Here is a 17,180-nt window from a genome sequence, read left to right as displayed (position 1 = left end):
ATGCCGATTTCGGCATCTGTCACGCAGAGGGTTGACAGCGGAGCGACTTTCGGGTTCGTGCGACGGCGTCAGTCCCAGAGCAGCGCCCGACGAAGCCGGTCCGCCTCTTCGCGCGCGTCGGGGATCACCTGGGCGAGACCCGTGCCGGCCAGCCACGCGCCGACGGCGGCGAGCCCGTGCACGCCCTGCACAGCCGACCTCGCGGCCTCTCGGCGCGCACCGGAGCCGATGATCGATGCAGGCTGCGACTGCACGTACCTCGCGCGGTGAGACGCCACGAGGTCGCCCGCCGCGAGCGGCACGCCGAGGAGAGCCGATGCTTCGCTCAGCGCCAGTCGAGCCGCGGCGTCGTCGTCGAGCGCGGTGGTGGCGGCGGGTTCGCCCTGGGCTCCGAACGAGACCCGCACGACGTGCCGGGGGCCGGCCGCGGCGCGCACCCAGTCCCACTTCGCACTGGAGTGGGTGAGCGCCTTCGCTGTGTGACTGCCGGGGACGGTCAGCACGCCGGTGCCCCGTGGAGCACCCGCCAGTGCCGACGGCTCCAGCAGCAGTGTGACGATCTCGATCTCCGGAGCATCCGCCGGCGCGGTCTCCGCCAGTGCGGGCACGCTCTTCTCGAGAAGTCGCCTCGCGGCGGCCTCGGAGGTCGCGACCACCACGCCATCTGCGGCGAACTCGATTTCCTCCGCGTGAGCGTCGCCGAGAACGGCGTCTGCCACGGGAGCGACGTCGGCGTGAGCCTTCACCATCCACGCCTCGGCGGTGCGCGTCAGCTGCGTCACCTGCGCGCCGGTGTGCACGACGCCACCGAGCTTCTCGATATCCGCGACCAGCGCCTCGATCAGCACCGTCATACCGCCGTCGAGCCCTTCCACGGCCGCGCCGGGCGCGAGCGCGGCACCCTCGCGACTCGCGGCTCCGCGCGCCTTCGCAGCTCTGTCCGCGCTCTCCTGCCGCATCGTCTGCACCGCCCCCGAGAGCGATCCGACGCGGGTGAGGGCTGCGTTGAGTCCGGGGGCCGCGATGTCGACGTCGACGTCGTCAGGCGAGGCTGAGTACACACCGGTCGTGACCGGGGCGACGAGACGATCGCGCACCCTGGCTCCCATGCGCGACGACACCAGTCTGCCGAGGCTCTGACTGTGGCCGATCGTCAGCGGCGGGCGAACGCGATCCAGGTACGCACGCCATGCGCCCGACCACCCGATGATGCGGCGGACGTCCTCCTGGAACGGATTGCCGGGGATTCCGAGGATCCCGCCGACGGGCAGCGGTGCCGCGCCGATGCCGGGGATGCCAGCGAGCCAGGCGCTCCCTGCCGCGGGCGCGACGATACGGTCGGCGAGGCCGAGCTCCTCGATCAGAGCGCGCACACGGCCGCCCCTCGTCGCGTAGCTCTCCGCGCCGGCATCCACCACCACTCCGTCGAGCTCAGCGCGACGGATGGCGCCGCCGACGGCATCCGTCGCCTCGAGCAGGGTGACGCGCATGCCGACCTTGACGCACTCCCGGGCAGCGATCAGGCCGCCGATGCCCCCGCCGATGACGACGATGTGCCTCTCCGCCGCCCTCGCGGCGAGGTCGGCCGGTTCGGCGCGGGGCGTCTCACTGTTCGCTGGCTTCGACGTCATGCGTCAATCCTTCCATCCGCCGGGGAAACGGCTTCCAGCATTCGGCCGGACAAACCCGTCACGCCTCGGTCTGCACCGCGGATTCCCGCCCGGTGCCGCGCTTGCGCACCTCACGGAGCACGATCTGCTCGGGGCACACGGTCGACAGGAAGTCGCCTACGGAGAGGGCCAGCCGCTCGCCGACGAGGGAGTACAGGATGCGATTGGCATCACGACGCTCGCTCACGAGACCCGCCTGACGGAGAACGCCGAGGTGCCGCGAGATCGTCGGCCCGCTCGACGAGAACCGCGAGGCTATCTCACCCGCTGCGAGCTCGCCCTCTTTCAGATCCTGCAGGATCTGGCGCCTCGTCGGGTGCGCCAGAGCCGCGAAGACGTCCGACGCACTATCTGTCATGGGTGCAATCTAGCACTGACGCTATATTGCATCCTCATGAAGCTCGGCCGCGAAGCGCTCTGAGACTTTCAGATCGAGTGGACCAGCTCGACGATACGGGTGAGCTGATCGGGGTCCGCCTCGGGCGGCACGCCGTGCCCGAGGTTGACGATGTGTCCCCTGGCGGCACGCCCGCGCTCGACGACGTCGCGCACATGCGCCTCGAGCACCGGCCACGGAGCGGACAGCAGTGCCGGATCGATGTTGCCCTGCACCGAGACGTCGGGGCCGAGGATCGCGGCGGCCTCGTCGAGCGGCATCCGCCAGTCGACACCGACGCCGTCGGCGATGCCGTCCAGGCGCATGTCGGCGAGGAAGGGCCCGGTGCCCACGCCGAAGTGGATGCTCGGCACGCCGATGGCATCGAGGGCGACACGCGAATGCGGTGCCACGTACGCGCGATAGTCGGCGGTGCTCAGCGACCCGGCCCAGGAGTCGAACAACTGCACGACGGATGCTCCGGCATCCCGCTGGATCTCGAGGAACCGGCGTGAGACCTGCGCGAGCCAGCCCGCGAGGCGGTTCCACGACTCCGGATCGGCGTGCATCATGGCCCGCGCCCGCAGGTGCTCCTTCGACGGGCCGCCTTCGACGAGGTACGCGGCGAGAGTGAAGGGAGCACCCGCGAATCCGATCAGGGGGGTGTCGCCGAGCTCGGCCGTGACGATGCCGACGGCCTCGGCGATCGCGGTGCCGTCGAGCGACAGCGGGTCGATCGCTGTGATGCGATCGACATCGGCGGCAGACCGCACGGGGTCGGCGAACACGGGGCCGCGTCCGGGCTCGATCTCGACGTCCACCCCGGCGAGACGCAGCGGGATGACGATGTCACTGAAGAACACGGCGGCGTCCACGCCGTGACGACGCACGGGCTGCAGCGTGATCTCGGCCGCGAGATCGGGAGTCAGGCAGGCGTCCAGCATGCGCGTGCCGACGCGCAGCTCGCGGTACTCGGGCAGCGACCTGCCGGCCTGGCGCATGAACCACACGGGAGCATGTTCGGGGCGGGGGCCGGTGAGGGCGCGCAGCAGCGGAGCGTCGGAGAGGACCATGCGACCATCCTCCCATCCGCCGCCGGGCCGACCTGCATGAAGCCTCAGGTAGAATCGTCATGTGCTGCTGGTTGTCACGGCGAGTCACAAGACCGCCTCCTTCGAATTGCTCGAACGCCTGAGCCGCACCCCCGATGACGTCGCCTCCACGGTTGTGGACATGGCGTCCTGCGTGCAGGGTGCGGTCGTTCTTGCTACCTGCAACCGCTTCGAGGCCTACGTCGAGATGGACGAGCCCGTCACGGCAGCGGGTGCGATCGGTGTCGAGGCGGTGCTCGAGGCTGTCGAAGCATCGACCGGCATCCGCGCGTCCGAACTCGACGGCGCCTACGAGGTGCACTCCGGTCGTCGAGTGGCGGAGCACCTCTTCTCCGTCGCATCGGGACTCGAATCCGTCGTCTCCGGCGAAGGCGAGATCGCCGGTCAGGTGCGTCGCGCCCTCAAGTCCGCGCGCAAGGAGGGCACCACCTCGCCCGAGCTCGAGCGGCTTTTCCAGCGCGCGAGCCAGGCGCAGCGCAAGGTCAAGAACGTCACAGCCCTCGGCCGGGCCGGCCGCTCGCTCGTGCGCCTCGCCCTCGAACTCGCTGACAGCCGCATCGCCGACTGGTCGACGGAGCGCGTGCTGCTCGTCGGCACCGGTGCCTACGCAGCCGTCACCCTCGCGACACTGCGCGAACGGGGAGCCGTCAACATCTCGGTGTACTCACCCTCGGGCCGAGCCGAGAAGTTCGCCGCGAAGCACGGCATCCGCCCGGTCGCCGCAGAGGACTACGCGCGCGTCGCCTCGCGCTCGAGCCTGCTGATCACCTGCACGACGGCGACCGCTCCTGTGCTGACACCTGAGCACCTGCAGGCGCCGACCGGCATCGCACCCGAGGGATGCCCCGTCGCGTCGCACAGCCAGATGGTCGTCGACCTGGGCATGCCGCGCAACGTCGACCCCGCTGTCGCAGCGCTCGAAGGCGTCGCGCTGCTCGACCTCGAGACCATCAGCCTGCACGCACCGCTCGAAGAGCTGCAGGCGACGGATGCCGCACGCACCGTGGTGCGCGAAGCAGCTGACACGTTCCACGTCGTCGGCAGCCGACAGAGCGTCACGCCGTCGGTCGTCGCCCTGCGGTCGCATATGTTCGCGCTGCTCGAGGCCGAGATCGGCCGCGCTCGCGCACGCGGCGATGACGACGGCAGGGTCGAGCAGGCGCTTCGCCACCTGACCGGCGTGCTGCTGCACGTGCCGACCACCCGCGCCCACGAACTGGCCGCCGCCGGCCGCGCGGACGATTTCGCGACTGCGCTCTCGACGCTGTACGGCATCGAGCCGGTCGAGTCCGCGCTGTCATCCGATACCGACGGCGCCGCGACCGCCTGAGTCGCGCTCCTTCTGCACAGGAGCCCTCCGTGGTGGTCTTTCCACAGCACTCGGGAGAAGCACGGCGGTCGCCCTGGCGGCCACTTCGATGCTTCATATCGTCGAACCCCTGACAGCGTCGATCACGCGGCGCAGACTGGGGGAATGCTCGTGGATCCGAACCTGATCGGCATCATCATCGCCCTCTTCGGCGTCACCGCCACCGTGCTCGGCGGCGTCTCTCGGATGCTTGCAAAGCAGGCCAAAGGGCTCAAAGTACGGTTCGACAGGATCGACGATCGATTCGACAGGGTCGATGAACGGTTCGCGAGGGTCGAAGGCGACATCGCGGAGCTCCGCACCGAACTCAAGACCGACATCGCCGAACTCCGCACCGAACTCAAGGGCGACATCGCCGAGCTCCGGTCGGAACTGAAGCAGGACATCTACGACGTCAAGACAGAGCTCAAGGCCGATCTCGCCGATGTCCGAATCTCGGTCGCGCGTCTCGAGGGCCCCCTTCCCAAGCTCCAGCGCATCTGACTCCGGCATCGGAGCGAGTCGGTGCCAGACTGGATGCATGGCCCTTCACATCACCGGAGACACCGCCGCAGACGCGCTGCTCACCGACAATCCGCTGGCCCTGCTGGTCGGGATGCTGCTCGATCAGCAGGTTCCGATGGAGACGGCCTTCGCTGGTCCTCTGAAGATCGAGCAGCGCACAGGCGCGTCCGACGCCACCACGATCGCGGCCATGGACCCGGACGAGTTCCTCGAGGCGTTCAAGACGACGCCCGCCGTGCACCGGTTCCCGGGTTCGATGGCGGCACGCGTGCAGACCCTGTGCCAGGAGATCGTCGATCAGTGGGACGGAGACGCCTCGGCGATCTGGACCGACGGTGATCCGTCGGGCGCCGAAGTCCTGAAGCGACTCAAGGCCCTTCCCGGCTTCGGCGAACAGAAGGCGAAGATCTTCCTGGCTCTGCTCGGCAAGCAGTACGGCTTCACCGGCGCGGGATGGCGGGAGGCCGCCGGCGACTACGGCACCGAGGGTTCGTACCGCAGCGTCGCCGACATCGTCTCGCCCGAATCGCTCACCAGAGTACGAGAGCACAAGAAGGCCATGAAAGCTGCGGCGAAGGCGAACGCATGAAGCCCACGGGCGATGACGTCGCAGGTCTCATCGCCCGCTCCACTCCGGCGGTCCGCCGCCGGGATGCCGAGACGCTGACCGCGCTCATGCAGGAGATCACGGGCCGCGACCCTCAGACCTGGGGCACGATCATCGGATTCGGAAGCTGCCACTACCGGTACCCGACCGGCACCGAGGGCGACAGCGGCCTGCTCGGCTTCGCCCCGCGCAAAGCGGCGACCACCATCTATCTGTTCGACGGCGTCGATGCGCACTCGGGCGCGCTCGAGAAACTCGGCCCGCACAGCACCGGCGTCGGATGCCTCTACATCAAGGACCTGGAACAGATCGACCTCGACGTGCTCCGCGGCATCCTCGAGCGCTCGCTCGCCTGGGTAGAGGCGGGCGGCACCGATCAGGTGCAGCTGACCGTCACCGGCTGACGCGAGAGGCCCGCCGTCCTCTCGGACAGCGAGCCTCTCGTTCCGGTGGTCCGCGCGTCAGGCGCCCTTGAGACGCTCAGCCAGGTACTCGTGCAGATCGTCGATCGAGACGCGCTCCTGCGCCATCGTGTCGCGCTCGCGCACGGTGACCGCACGGTCGTCGAGCGAGTCGAAGTCGATCGTGACGCAGAACGGTGTGCCGATCTCGTCCTGACGGCGGTAGCGACGGCCGATCGCGCCCGCGTCGTCGAAGTCGACGGCCCACGCACTGCGCAGCGTGTCAGCGACCTCGCGCGCCAGCGGCGACAGGCGCTCGTTGCGGCTCAGCGGCAATACGGCGGCTTTGACAGGGGCGAGACGCGGGTCGAGCTTGAGCACGGTGCGCACATCGGTGCCGCCCTTGGCGTTCGGCACCTCTTCTTCGCGATACGCGTCCACGAGGAACGCCATCATGGCGCGAGTGAGGCCGAACGAGGGCTCGATCACGTAGGGCGTGTAACGGTCGCCGGTGGCCTGGTCGAAGTAGGTCAGGCTCTGGCCCGAGGCTTCGCTGTGGCTCGACAGGTCGTAATCGGTGCGGTTCGCGACGCCCATGAGCTCACCCCACTCCTTGCCCGTGAACCCGAAGCGGTACTCGACGTCGATGGTGCCGGCCGAATAGTGCGCGCGGTCATCTTCGGGAACGTCGAACTGGCGCATGTTCTCGGGGTCGATGCCCAGATCGATGAACCAGTTCCAGCACGCCTCGACCCAGTGGTCGAACCACTCCTGAGCCTCTGCGGGCGGCGTGAAGAACTCGATCTCCATCTGCTCGAACTCACGGGTGCGGAAGATGAAGTTTCCGGGCGTGATCTCGTTGCGGAACGCCTTGCCGACCTGGCCGATGCCGAACGGCGGCTTCTTGCGGCTGGCGGTGAGCACGTTCGAGAAGTTCACGAAGATGCCCTGAGCCGTCTCGGGGCGCAGGAAGTGCAGCCCGGACTCGTCGTCGACGACTCCCAGGTAGGTCTTGACGAGACCCGAGAACGACTTGGGCTCGGTGTACTGTCCCTTCGTGCCGCAGTTCGGGCACGGCACATCGGCGAGGCCGTTCTCCGCCTTGCGGCCCTTGCGCGCCTCGAAGTCCTCGATCAGGTTGTCGGCACGGAAGCGCTTGTGGCAGCTGAGGCACTCGACCAGCGGATCGGTGAAGGTCGCGACGTGACCGGACGCCTCCCACACGCGCTTGGGCAGGATGATGCTCGAGTCAAGGCCGACCATATCGCCGCGGCCGCGCACGAACGTCTGCCACCACTGGCGGCGGATGTTCTCCTTGAGCTCGGTGCCGAGGGGACCGTAATCCCACGCGGACCGCGAACCGCCGTAGATCTCACCCGCCTGGAAGACGAACCCGCGGTGGCGGGCAAGGGCGATGACCTTGTCTAGACGGGACTGTTCGGCCACGGTGGCTCCAATGGTCGGCGGTGGGAAAGCCCGTGATCACGGGCACCTCAATCTTATCCGCGACCGCTTCGCGTCAGGACCCCGGCGAGGCCAGGTGTGCGGCGCTCAGGCCGTGAAGAGGTAGCCCTTCTCGACATCGAACCCCGAGAGAGCGAGGCCGCTGCCCAGCAGCCCCTCCATCTGCGCGCGCAGCCGCGTGCGCCACTCGTGCGCCGCCTCCGGATCCTCGATGCGCATGGTCTCGATGTCCGAGGGGATCTCCAGCGTCTCGACGATCGCGTCGGATGCCGGTGGCTTGGCGATGTCGGCGAGAGCCCACTCGACGTCGAGTCGGTCGCTCTCGTCCCCGGCATCCCCGCCGCCGAAGATGCCGTAGCGGTTGACGGAGTATCCGGTGACACGTGCGCCGAGAACGGTGAGGAAGAAGTGCGCGTTGCGGGCGACGAGCGGATCGAACGTCCAGGTGATGCGGCCGACATCGCGCGAGAACGCCCACTGGCGCTGGTGCTCCTTGAGCTCGCGCCCCCACCCGCGTCCGCGGTAGTCGGGCAGCAGTGCCGTGATGTGCGAGTGCATCGCCCGGCGTCCAGGTGCGCCGAAGAACGCGATCGACGCGCCCACCATCCGCTCTTCGCCGCTCTCGGCGTCGAAGAGGCCGACGACGTAGTTGCCGGATTGCTGCAGGGCGCGCAGCGTGCCGGCGTCGATCACGCGCTCGGGGCCCCGGATGGAGTCGAGCAGGCCCTGCGCGTCGATGATGAGTTCAACGGTGTCCAGATCACGGATGGTTCGCACGCCCCCAGTCTGCCCCTCCGGTCGCCGTTTTCGGAATCGAGCGACGCGAACGGTCTGGGAACCATGCCGCGAGCGGGCGTACCGTGGAGGGATGTCAACCAGCGATACGACCGCCGAGAAGTCCGACACCAGGTTCTTCGGGCAGCCCTGGGCGCTCGTCCACATCTTCGGAGTCGAGATGTGGGAGCGCTTCAGCTTCTACGGCATGCAGGGAATCCTGCTGATCTACCTGTACTTCTCGGTCACCGAGGGTGGCCTCGGACTCTCGCAGGCCGTCGCCGGCGGCATCGTCGGCGCCTATGGAGGGTCGGTCTACCTCTCGACCATCCTCGGCGCGTGGATCGCCGACCGGATGCTGGGGTCGGAGCGAGTGCTGTTCATCAGTGCGATCGTGATCGTCGGCGGGCACGTCGCCCTGGCCCTGCTTCCCGGGTTCATCGGAGTCGGCGTCGGGCTCGTGCTCGTCGCCCTCGGATCCGGTGGCCTCAAGGCGAACGCCACGTCGGTCGTCGGAACCCTCTACAGCGCCGACGACACCCGCCGGGATGCCGGATTCTCGCTGTTCTACCTCGGCATCAACCTCGGGGCCTTCCTGGGCCCGATCCTCACCGGCATCCTGCAGTCGTCGCTCGGATTCCACTATGGCTTCGGCCTCGCCGCGATCGGGATGACGCTGGGGCTGGTGCAGTACTCCTTCGGCCGCAAGGCGCTGCCGGACGAGGCGCGCCGCGTGCCGAACCCGCTCCCCCGGTCGCGCTATCCGCTGGTCGCGATCGTCGCGGTCGCAGCCGTCGCGCTCATCGCGGTGCTGGTGCTCATCGGCGTGATCCAGGCCGACAACCTGGCGGACATCGTCATCATCGGAACCATCATCGCGACGGTCGCGTACTTCGCCGTCATCCTCAGCAGTCGGCGGATCGACGGCACCGAGCGCTCCCGCGTGTGGGGGTTCCTGCCGCTCTTCATCACGAGCGTCGCGTTCTGGTCGCTGTACCAGCAGCAGTTCACCGTGCTCACGGTCTATTCCGACGAGCGCCTCGACCGCAACATCTTCGGATTCGAGATGCCCGTCTCGTGGGTCCAGTCGATCAACCCCGTGTTCATCATCATCCTCTCCGGCGTCTTCGCGGCGATCTGGACGCGCCTCGGCCCGCGCCAGCCCTCCACCCCGGTGAAGTTCGCACTGGGAGCGATCATCATGGGTGCGGCGTTCCTGCTGTTCCTGCCGTTCGCAGGCGGCGGCGCCAACTCCACGCCCCTGCTCGCGATCGTCGGCATCCTCTTCGTGTTCACCGTGGCCGAGCTGCTCATCTCTCCCGTGGGGCTGTCGGTCACGACGAAGCTCGCGCCGAAGGTGTTCCACACCCAGATGGTGGCGCTGTTCTTCCTGTCGATCGCACTCGGCACCGCGATCTCGGGCTGGCTCGTGCAGTTCTACGACCCGAAGAACGAGGTGCCGTACTTCTCGATCCTCGGCGCGATAGCGATCGTGGTCGGCCTCGGTCTGCTGTTCGCCGTCAAGCCGGTGCTGCGACTGATGAAAGGCGTGAGCTGACGATCGCATCGTCCTCGCGCCTCCGGTGTCGCGGACGCCGATAGCCTGAAGCGATGGGAGAGAACGAAGATCGCGCGCGCAGAAGACTCTCCCGAACACCACCCAAGTGGGCCATCGTCGCCGTCCTGGCCTTCGCGGGCCTCTGCTCGTCGTTCATGTTCACGCTCGTCGTGCCCCTGCAGGCCGAGCTGCCGCGCCTGCTGAACGCGTCTCGCGAGGACACCACCTGGGTCGTCACGATCACGCTGCTCGTCGCCGCCGTCGCCACTCCGATCTCGGGCCGGCTCGGCGACATGTACGGCAAGCGCCGAGTGGTGATCGTGCTGCTCGGGCTGCTCATCCTCGGCTCCCTGATCGCCGCACTGTCGGGCTCGATCGTCGGAGTCATCATCGGTCGAGCACTCCAAGGCGCGGTGACGGGTGTGGTGCCGCTCGGCATCGCGATCATGCGCGACGTGCTGCCTCCCGAACGCCTGGGCACGGCCGTCGCCCTGATGAGCGCGACCATGGGCGTCGGAGGCGCGATCGGGATGCCGGTCGCCGCGCTGCTGGCCGTGAACGCGGACTGGCACTGGCTGTTCTGGCTCGCCGCGGCTCTCGGCGTCGTGGGTCTCGCGCTGGTACTCCTCGTGATCCCCGAGGATGTGCTGCGGTTCCCCGGACGCCTCGATGTGCTCGGCGCCATCGGACTCGCGATCGGACTCACCGGCATCCTGCTGTTCGTGTCTCGCGGTGCCGAGTGGGGCTGGACGGCACCGCTGACCCTCACCTGCATCATCGGCGGCGTGGGCGTACTGCTCGTCTGGGGCTGGTACCAGCTGCGGACGAACGATCCGCTCCTCGACCTGCGGGTCGCCGCGCGCCCCGCCGTGCTCTTCACCAACATCGCCGCGATCGGGATGGGCTTCGCGCTGTTCGCGTCGAACGTGACGTTCCCGCAGCTGCTCGAGGGCCCCGCGGCCTCGGGTGCGGGCTTCGGGCTCGACATGGTCTCGGCGTCGCTGATCATCATGCCCGCCGGCCTCGTGATGATGGTGATCTCACCCTTGTCGGGATGGCTCGAGCGCACCGTCGGACCTCGTCCGCTGTTCACCGTCGGCGCGGGAGCCATCGTGCTCGCCTACGTCTTCGTGCTCCTGTGGTCGAGCGAGGTGTGGCACATCCTGGTGGGCAACCTGCTGATCGGCGTCGGCATCGGCTTCACATTCGCCGCCATGCCGATGATCATCATGCGGTCGGTGCCCGCGAACGAGACCGGCGCCTCGAACGGACTCAACGCCCTCTTCCGCTCGGTCGGCACGTCGAGCGCGTCTGCCGTGATGGGCGGCGTGCTGGCCGCGATGAGCATCGACGTCGGCGGGGTATCCGTGCCGACGAGGGCGGCGTTCGACGTGTGCTTCTGGCTCGCGATCGCCGCCGGAATCGTCGCTCTCGTCCTGTCGCTGTTCATCCCCCGCCAGCGCTCGTCCGAGCAGCACCCCTCGCTGCCGGGCTGACCGCGCACGCACACCGCGCACGCCGGCGCCCGCAGTCCACGAACGATCTCCCCTCGCCATCGGGCGTGACCTCGACGATGCGCACGCGCAGGGGGCGCTCGGCCTCGCCCTCGAGCATCCACGGGTCGGCGAGCCACGCGATCCCGTGGTCCTCCAGGGCCGCCTCGGCGTCGAGCCACTCCGTCGGCCCGGACACCGCGCGCCCGAGCACATCGATCGCGACCCAGGCCTCGCCTTCCGGATGGATCCAACCGAGCAGTTCTCCGTCATCACGACGATGCGGGGTCCAGTCTGTACGGGGCATTGCTCGATGCTAACCGCGGCCGACGTCGCGTCGGGCGTGGAATGCGATCAGTGGGTGTACTCCATGAGCTCGACCCCGAGGACGCGGAAGGCGTCGTGCGCGCGGAGTCGGTGCGTGATCGACAGATCGTCGAAGCAGACGATCAGGGAGTAGGCCACACCCGCGCGCGGCCCGGCGAGCACTCCCGCTTCGGCACGCACGCCGCGGTCGCGGCCGGTCTTGTTGATGAACAGCAGGCCGTGCGCGTCGTGGTCGTGTGCGAACGGGTCGAGGCCGGTGGCGGATGCCACCAGGCTCAGATCCTGATTGAGGCTCAGCCACTCGGACACCTGAGCGCTCACCGACGCCCCCACCACCTGGGAATTCACGAGCGCCGAGAAGAGACCCGCGAACTCGCGTGCAGAGCCCACGGCGACGTGCGGAGCATCATCGGGGCCGCGCTCGTCACGGAATCGATCGAGAACGGCGGTGCGGCGCAGTCCGAGAGCCTCGATGCGCTCGCGCACCCGGTCGTGGCCGACGCGCTGCAGCAGAGCGTTGACCGCGATGGGGTCGCCGGCCGTGGCCGCGAGCACGGCGAGGTCTTCGAGCGGCAGGGCGGGCGCGTGCAGGTGGCGCCAGAGCCCCGACGTCGACACCGGATCGACGGCGGTGCGCTCGACGATCTCGAGCGGATCGAGCGTGCCCGCCTCGAACGCGGCCGCCACCTCGATCAGCAGGGGCACGACACCGAGTCCGGCGACCGGCATGGTCACATGGTCGTCGCCCGCGAGGACGTGCGTGTGGTTGTCGAGATCGACGACATGCACCGATACCTGGGCCCCGGCATCCGCCAGCTGTTCGAGCGCCCGCAAGGTCGAGGTGAACGACCTGCGCCCCGCGGCAGCACGGCGCGGCAAGCGTCGGCTGGTCCGCTGAGAGCGGCGCAGCGAGGCCAGCGGCGGGCCGTCGGCAGGCTCGGAAGCACCCACGCGTGATCCTTAACAGGGGGGTTGGATTGGCGGGATGCTGCGGTGTCCATCCGCCGCAGCACGGATATCGTAACCCCGCCAGGTGAGGATGCCCTACATACTCCGGTATACGGTCATCAGAACGTCATCCGGCAGACAGCAGGGCACCCCGACCCGGCGCGATCGCCGAGGCCGGAGCGCTCACCAGATGGTCACGCGCGAGTCCTGCGGCAGCCACAGCGCGTCGGTCTCGGTCACGTCGAACGCCTCGTAGAACGCATCGATGTTGCGGACGATCTGGTTGCACCGGAACTCGTTCGGAGAGTGCGGATCGATCGTGAGCAGGCGCAGCGTCTCGGCGTCGCGGCTCTTCTGCTGCCAGACCTGCGCCCACGACAGCAGGAGGCGCTGCACGCCGGTGTAGCCGTCGATGACCGGCGCCTCGGCGCCGTCGAGTGCGATCTCATACGCCTTGAGCGCGATGCCGAGACCGCCCAGGTCGCCGATGTTCTCACCGATCGTCAGCGCGCCGTTGACGTGGTGCTCGGCGGCGAGTCCCTCAGGCACGAGTTCGTCGTACTGCGCGATGAGGGCCTTGGTGCGCTGCTCGAACGCGGAGCGATCGGCATCCGTCCACCAGTCCTCGAGCTTGCCGTCACCGTCGTAACGGCTGCCCTGGTCGTCGAATCCGTGACCGATCTCGTGACCGATGACCGCGCCGATGCCGCCGTAGTTGGCGGCCGCGTCGCGCGACGCGTCGAAGAACGGGTACTGCAGGATCGCCGCCGGGAACACGATCTCGTTCATCGAGGGGTTGTAGTAGGCGTTGACCATCTGCGGCGGCATGTGCCATTCGTCACGGTCGATCGGCTTGCCGACCTTCGCGACGTTGCGGTCGTGCTCGAAGATCGCCGCACGGCGCACGTTGCCGAACAGGTCGGCGCGGTCGATCTCGAGGCTCGAGTAGTCGCGCCACACGGCAGGGTGCCCGATCTTCGGCGTGAAGGAGTCGAGCTTGGCGAGTGCGCGTTCGCGGGTCTCGGCCGTCATCCATTCGAGGTCGGTGATGCTCTGCCGGTAGGCCTCGATGAGGTTGCCGACGAGCTCATCCATCGCGGCCTTCGCCGTCGGCGGGTAGTGCCGCTCGACGTAGACCTTGCCGATCGCCTCGCTCAGCGCGCTCTCGGTCACCGAGACACCGCGCTTCCAGCGCTCGCGGATCGAGGGGACGCCGGTGAGCTCGGTGCCGTAGAACGAGAAGTTCTCCTGCACGAAGTCGTCGGTCAGATACGGAGCCGCGGCATGCACGACCTGGGCGCGCAGCCAGGCCTTCCACTCGTCGAGACGCTCGGCGGTCAGCAGCGACCCGAGGCCTTCGAGGAAGCTCGGCTGCGAGACCACGACCTCGGCGAACGCCTCGGGGCGACCGGGAGCGACGGCATCGCGCCACGGCTCGAGGTCGACACCGGCGAGCTCCTGGATCTCGGCCCAGGTCTTCAGGTTGTACGTGGCGACGGCATCGCGGCTGCGCACGTTGTCCCAGTGGTGCCCGGCGAGCTCGGTCTCGAGGGCGATCGAGCGGTCGGCGGTGCCCGCGGCATCCGCGACTCCGGCGAGCGCGAGCAGTCGCTCGAGGTGCGCGCGGTATGCCGCCCGGGTCTCGGCGAAGGTGTCGAGCCGGAAGTAGCTCTCGTCCGGCAGCGACAGGCCCGACTGCACGACCACCGGGAGGTAGCGCTCCGGATTGCCCGGGTCGCCGTCGACGTAGAACCCGATCAGGTGCGCCCGGCCGTCGCGATCGTAGGCGCCGACCGTGCGCAGGAACGCGGGGATGCCGTCGATCGCGTCGATCTCGGCGAGCGTCTCGGCGAGGGGCGTCGCCCCGGCCGCGGCGATGCGCTCGGTGTCCATGAAGCTGGCGAACAGGTCGCCGATCTTGCGGGCGAGAGTGCCGGGCTCGGCATCCTGCGACTCCTCGATGATCGCCCTGACGTCCTTCTCCGCCTGCTCGGCCAGCAGATGGAAGGACCCCCACCGCGCCTTGTCGCCGGGGATCTCGGTGCGGGAGAGCCAGGCGCCGTTGACATGGCGGTAGAGGTCGTCCTGCGGGCGGATGTCGGAGCTGAACTCGGAGGTCTCAAGGCCAGAGGGGAGCACGTCGGTCATGCCGACCAGCCTATGCGTCGCTCCGACATTCGGGGGGATGGGTCACGCCCTGCGCCGGAGGCCGAACCGTCGTCGCCGGGGCCGCTCCGGCGTCTCCGCAGCACGCGCCGCGAAGCGCGCCGCGCGTCGCTCGGCCCACGCCGCCACCTCGGCGTCGATGTCGCGTGGACTCGTCACGACAGGCGGACCGCCCTGCAGCTGGCGTCGGGCCTCGAGCACCCGACCGTTGAAGTCCTCGAGCACCGACCGCACGTCGGCCTCGCGACCGAGCAGGTCGAGCTGGTCGTCGAGCTCGCGATCCTCGGTGCGCAACAGGATCGCCGGCGGACCGAGACCCGTCAGGTTCTCCTGCTCGATCTTGCGTCGGATCCACCAGTCGGGGTCGTGGTGCGTTCCGAGTCCCTCGAGGGGCTTGCCCGCACCGGGGAGATCGTCGAAATCGCCCCGGCGGATCGCGACCTGGATCGCCGTCTCGATGAAGGCGGCTCGATCCGTCGCTGCGGCGATGCCCGGCTCTGCACCGGACTCGCTGTCGTCCTCGCCGTCCCCCCGGCTTCGCTGCCGCGCACGGTACCGCGCCGCGGCCTCCCGTAGATCCGTCATGATGCACCTCCGTCGCATCCTGGTCCTTCCAGGGTACGACCGCACCGGATCCGGAGGGCGGAGCGGGCGTGCTGCACCGCCTGCTGTCCGCGCCAGCCCATAGGCTCGGAGGATGACCGAGCGCACTCTCAACCGCGAGATCCTGCGCCTCGCCGTCCCCGCGCTCGGCGCCCTGATCGCAGAACCGGCGTTCCTCATCGTCGACGCGGCGCTGGTCGGACATCTCGGCACGACGCCGCTCGCGGGCCTGGGCATCGCGGGTGCGGTGCTGCAGACGATCGTCGGACTCATGGTCTTCCTCGCCTACTCGACGACCCCGGCGGTGGCCCGACTGTTCGGCGCCGGCAGACCGGGCGAGGCCGTCTCGGTCGGGATCAACGGCATGTGGCTCGCCCTCGCGATCGGGGCCGTGCTCGCCGCCGCAGGCGCGGCATCCTCCCCCTGGCTGGTCTCGCTGTTCGGCGCGAGCGACGCCGTGGCCGCCGATGCCAACGCCTATCTCGTCGTCTCGATGTGGGGGCTCCCGGCCATGCTCATCGTGTTCGCCGCGACCGGGCTGCTGCGCGGGATGCAGGACACCATGACTCCCCTGTGGATCGCCGGCCTCGGGTTCGGGGCCAACGCGCTGCTCAACGTGGTGTTCATCTACGGGCTGGGCTGGGGCATCGCGGGCTCGGCGGCCGGCACGGTCGTCGCCCAGTGGGGCATGGTCGGCGCATACGTCCTCGTGATCCGGCGGCTCGCGGCGAGGCATGACGCATCGTTGAAAGCCCGACGGGACGGCATGGGCAGCACAGCGCGCTCGGGCGGCTGGCTGTTCCTGCGCACCGTGAGCCTGCGCGTCGCTCTGCTCGCGACGGTCGCCGTCGCCACCGGCATCGGCACCGAGGAGCTCGCCGGATGGCAGATCGTCTTCACGATCTTCTCGGCGGCGGCATTCGCGCTCGACGCGCTGGCGATCGCCGCACAGGCGCTGATCGGCAAAGAGCTCGGTGCCGGCGACGAGCGACAGGTGCATCGGGTGCTGAAACGCACCGTGGCCTGGGGCGCGTGGTTCGGCGTCGTGGTCGGGGCTGTCATCGCTGCACTCTCCGGAGTCCTCGGGGTCGTGTTCACCGGCGACGCCGAGATCGCGGCGCTCGTGCAGCCGGCGCTGCTGATCCTCGCGCTCGCGCAGCCGATCGCCGGGGTGGTGTTCGTGCTCGACGGAGTGCTGATGGGGGCGAACGACGCGCGCTACCTCGCGATCGCCGGCGGGATCAATCTCGTGCCGTTCCTGCCGGCACTCTGGATCATCGCCGCGAGCGGAGTCGATGCGTCAGCGGGCCTCATCTGGCTCGCCATCGCCTTCTTCGGCATCTACCTGCTCGCTCGGCTGGGCACTCTCGGCTGGCGCGTGCGCTCGGGTCGCTGGGTCACCGCCGGCGTCTAGCACTGCACGATCGCCGCGAGTCCGGCACGGCCGAGAGGGCTTGCCAGTAGTGGTCGATCTCGGCCTGATCCTCGCACCCGATCACGAAGGAGATCGACTCGTTGAACGCGAACTCGGGGCCTCCGTCGAGGCAGCCGAACGGCGAGCCGTTCAGGGTGAAGTCGCCGTTGAGGACCTTGCCGCTCATGCCCTCGAAATGTCGATCGAGCGATTCGTCGGGGTACAGGACCACCTGGTCGATCGACGAGTTCGGGAACACCGAGACGTAGTACTCCATCGCCTCCTGCGCCCGCCCGTCGAACCAGAGAAACGGGCGGATGGAACTGATCGCTGCCATGTCGACCTCCTCAGATCGGCACTCACGCTACGCCCGAGCAGGCATCGTGTCGAGAGG

General features: G+C 68.8%; 17 protein-coding genes. 7 read left to right on the top strand and 10 right to left on the bottom strand.

The genetic code is table 11. The features are described 5' to 3' along the window. Positions 1-68: 68 nt before the first annotated feature. The 3 genes from LQZ85_RS14160 to hemE form a co-directional block, all read right to left on the bottom strand. Positions 69-1,631 carry an FAD-dependent oxidoreductase gene (locus tag LQZ85_RS14160; RefSeq protein WP_230101055.1) on the bottom strand — a complete coding sequence of 521 codons (1,563 nt, stop codon included), beginning with the start codon at positions 1,629-1,631 and terminating at the stop codon, positions 69-71. A gap of 58 nt (positions 1,632-1,689) precedes the next feature. Then, entirely contained in the window at positions 1,690-2,028 is a 339-nt protein-coding gene (locus LQZ85_RS14155; RefSeq protein WP_053097999.1) for a metalloregulator ArsR/SmtB family transcription factor, read from the bottom strand. Between the two features lie 68 nt (positions 2,029-2,096). Beyond that, positions 2,097-3,119, bottom strand: coding sequence for a uroporphyrinogen decarboxylase (gene hemE, locus LQZ85_RS14150; protein WP_053098000.1), 1,023 nt, complete (start codon positions 3,117-3,119; stop codon positions 2,097-2,099). Positions 3,120-3,180: 61 nt separating this feature from the next. Between hemE and LQZ85_RS14145 the strand changes: the two genes are divergently transcribed. The 4 genes from LQZ85_RS14145 (at position 3,181) to LQZ85_RS14130 (ending at position 6,042) form a co-directional block, all read left to right on the top strand. Then, positions 3,181-4,488 (top strand): glutamyl-tRNA reductase, encoded by a 1,308-nt coding sequence (locus LQZ85_RS14145; protein WP_230101054.1) that lies wholly within the window; start codon positions 3,181-3,183, stop codon positions 4,486-4,488. A gap of 144 nt (positions 4,489-4,632) precedes the next feature. Continuing rightward, the gene (locus tag LQZ85_RS14140) at positions 4,633-5,010 is read left to right on the top strand and encodes a hypothetical protein (RefSeq protein ID WP_230101053.1); all 378 of its coding nucleotides are present in this window, start codon (positions 4,633-4,635) and stop codon (positions 5,008-5,010) included. 37 nt (positions 5,011-5,047) lie between these two features. Beyond that, positions 5,048-5,620 (top strand): HhH-GPD-type base excision DNA repair protein, encoded by a 573-nt coding sequence (locus LQZ85_RS14135; RefSeq protein ID WP_053098003.1) that lies wholly within the window; start codon positions 5,048-5,050, stop codon positions 5,618-5,620. Beyond that, positions 5,617-6,042: a DUF1801 domain-containing protein gene (locus tag LQZ85_RS14130; RefSeq protein ID WP_230101052.1), complete on the top strand. Its 426-nt coding sequence runs from the start codon at positions 5,617-5,619 to the stop codon at positions 6,040-6,042. The genes LQZ85_RS14135 and LQZ85_RS14130 overlap by 4 nt, the downstream gene beginning before the upstream one ends. A gap of 57 nt (positions 6,043-6,099) precedes the next feature. Here LQZ85_RS14130 and LQZ85_RS14125 read toward each other — a convergent pair whose 3' ends face one another. Further along, a complete protein-coding gene (locus LQZ85_RS14125) occupies positions 6,100-7,485 on the bottom strand; it encodes a glycine--tRNA ligase (protein ID WP_230101051.1) in 1,386 nt (461 codons plus the stop codon). Between the two features lie 105 nt (positions 7,486-7,590). Next, the gene (locus LQZ85_RS14120; protein WP_053098006.1) at positions 7,591-8,280 is read right to left on the bottom strand and encodes a GNAT family N-acetyltransferase; all 690 of its coding nucleotides are present in this window, start codon (positions 8,278-8,280) and stop codon (positions 7,591-7,593) included. Positions 8,281-8,371: 91 nt separating this feature from the next. On the opposite strand from LQZ85_RS14120, the gene LQZ85_RS14115 reads away from it, so the two are divergent. Further along, the gene (locus LQZ85_RS14115; RefSeq protein WP_187250630.1) at positions 8,372-9,835 is read left to right on the top strand and encodes a peptide MFS transporter; all 1,464 of its coding nucleotides are present in this window, start codon (positions 8,372-8,374) and stop codon (positions 9,833-9,835) included. Between the two features lie 53 nt (positions 9,836-9,888). Further along, positions 9,889-11,331: an MFS transporter gene (locus tag LQZ85_RS14110; RefSeq protein WP_230101050.1), complete on the top strand. Its 1,443-nt coding sequence runs from the start codon at positions 9,889-9,891 to the stop codon at positions 11,329-11,331. Here LQZ85_RS14110 and LQZ85_RS14105 read toward each other — a convergent pair. The 4 genes from LQZ85_RS14105 to LQZ85_RS14090 all read right to left on the bottom strand — a co-directional run bounded on the left by LQZ85_RS14105 (position 11,282) and on the right by LQZ85_RS14090 (position 15,354). Next, positions 11,282-11,635 (bottom strand): hypothetical protein, encoded by a 354-nt coding sequence (locus LQZ85_RS14105; protein ID WP_230101049.1) that lies wholly within the window; start codon positions 11,633-11,635, stop codon positions 11,282-11,284. The two genes, LQZ85_RS14110 and LQZ85_RS14105, sit on opposite strands and share 50 nt — an antisense overlap. Before the next feature lie 47 nt (positions 11,636-11,682). Next, positions 11,683-12,606 carry a serine hydrolase gene (locus tag LQZ85_RS14100; RefSeq protein WP_072592014.1) on the bottom strand — a complete coding sequence of 308 codons (924 nt, stop codon included), beginning with the start codon at positions 12,604-12,606 and terminating at the stop codon, positions 11,683-11,685. Between the two features lie 180 nt (positions 12,607-12,786). Then, positions 12,787-14,751 carry a M13-type metalloendopeptidase gene (locus LQZ85_RS14095; RefSeq protein WP_230101048.1) on the bottom strand — a complete coding sequence of 655 codons (1,965 nt, stop codon included), beginning with the start codon at positions 14,749-14,751 and terminating at the stop codon, positions 12,787-12,789. 42 nt (positions 14,752-14,793) lie between these two features. After that, positions 14,794-15,354 (bottom strand): DUF1992 domain-containing protein, encoded by a 561-nt coding sequence (locus LQZ85_RS14090; RefSeq protein ID WP_230101047.1) that lies wholly within the window; start codon positions 15,352-15,354, stop codon positions 14,794-14,796. A 112-nt stretch (positions 15,355-15,466) separates the two neighbouring features. Here LQZ85_RS14090 and LQZ85_RS14085 point away from each other — a divergent pair, with 112 nt between their 5' ends. Further along, positions 15,467-16,786, top strand: coding sequence for an MATE family efflux transporter (locus LQZ85_RS14085; protein ID WP_072592017.1), 1,320 nt, complete (start codon positions 15,467-15,469; stop codon positions 16,784-16,786). Here LQZ85_RS14085 and LQZ85_RS14080 read toward each other — a convergent pair. Next, on the bottom strand, positions 16,770-17,123 hold the full coding sequence (locus LQZ85_RS14080; RefSeq protein ID WP_230101046.1) for a VOC family protein: 354 nt from the start codon (positions 17,121-17,123) through the stop codon (positions 16,770-16,772). The two genes, LQZ85_RS14085 and LQZ85_RS14080, sit on opposite strands and share 17 nt — an antisense overlap. Positions 17,124-17,180 lie beyond the last annotated feature (57 nt).

It is taken from the genome of Microbacterium sp. Bi98, from assembly GCF_918698045.1.
Classification (GTDB): domain Bacteria; phylum Actinomycetota; class Actinomycetes; order Actinomycetales; family Microbacteriaceae; genus Microbacterium.
The sequence above is the reverse complement of the archived record's forward strand: the minus strand, read 5'-3'. Positions and strand labels throughout refer to the sequence as shown.

Bases quoted from the DNA above. Each gene is read 5' to 3' on its own strand.
- LQZ85_RS14160 (WP_230101055.1), bottom strand. From the start codon at position 1,631: ATGACGTCGAAGCCAGCGAACAGTGAGACGCCCCGCGCCGAACCGGCC.
- LQZ85_RS14090 (WP_230101047.1), bottom strand. From the start codon at position 15,354: ATGACGGATCTACGGGAGGCCGCGGCGCGGTACCGTGCGCGGCAGCGA.
- LQZ85_RS14155 (WP_053097999.1), bottom strand. From the start codon at position 2,028: ATGACAGATAGTGCGTCGGACGTCTTCGCGGCTCTGGCGCACCCGACG.
- LQZ85_RS14135 (WP_053098003.1), top strand. From the start codon at position 5,048: ATGGCCCTTCACATCACCGGAGACACCGCCGCAGACGCGCTGCTCACC.
- LQZ85_RS14115 (WP_187250630.1), top strand. From the start codon at position 8,372: ATGTCAACCAGCGATACGACCGCCGAGAAGTCCGACACCAGGTTCTTC.
- LQZ85_RS14140 (WP_230101053.1), top strand. From the start codon at position 4,633: ATGCTCGTGGATCCGAACCTGATCGGCATCATCATCGCCCTCTTCGGC.
- LQZ85_RS14110 (WP_230101050.1), top strand. From the start codon at position 9,889: ATGGGAGAGAACGAAGATCGCGCGCGCAGAAGACTCTCCCGAACACCA.
- LQZ85_RS14130 (WP_230101052.1), top strand. From the start codon at position 5,617: ATGAAGCCCACGGGCGATGACGTCGCAGGTCTCATCGCCCGCTCCACT.
- hemE (WP_053098000.1), bottom strand. From the start codon at position 3,119: ATGGTCCTCTCCGACGCTCCGCTGCTGCGCGCCCTCACCGGCCCCCGC.
- LQZ85_RS14105 (WP_230101049.1), bottom strand. From the start codon at position 11,635: ATGCCCCGTACAGACTGGACCCCGCATCGTCGTGATGACGGAGAACTG.
- LQZ85_RS14095 (WP_230101048.1), bottom strand. From the start codon at position 14,751: ATGACCGACGTGCTCCCCTCTGGCCTTGAGACCTCCGAGTTCAGCTCC.
- LQZ85_RS14085 (WP_072592017.1), top strand. From the start codon at position 15,467: ATGACCGAGCGCACTCTCAACCGCGAGATCCTGCGCCTCGCCGTCCCC.
- LQZ85_RS14080 (WP_230101046.1), bottom strand. From the start codon at position 17,123: ATGGCAGCGATCAGTTCCATCCGCCCGTTTCTCTGGTTCGACGGGCGG.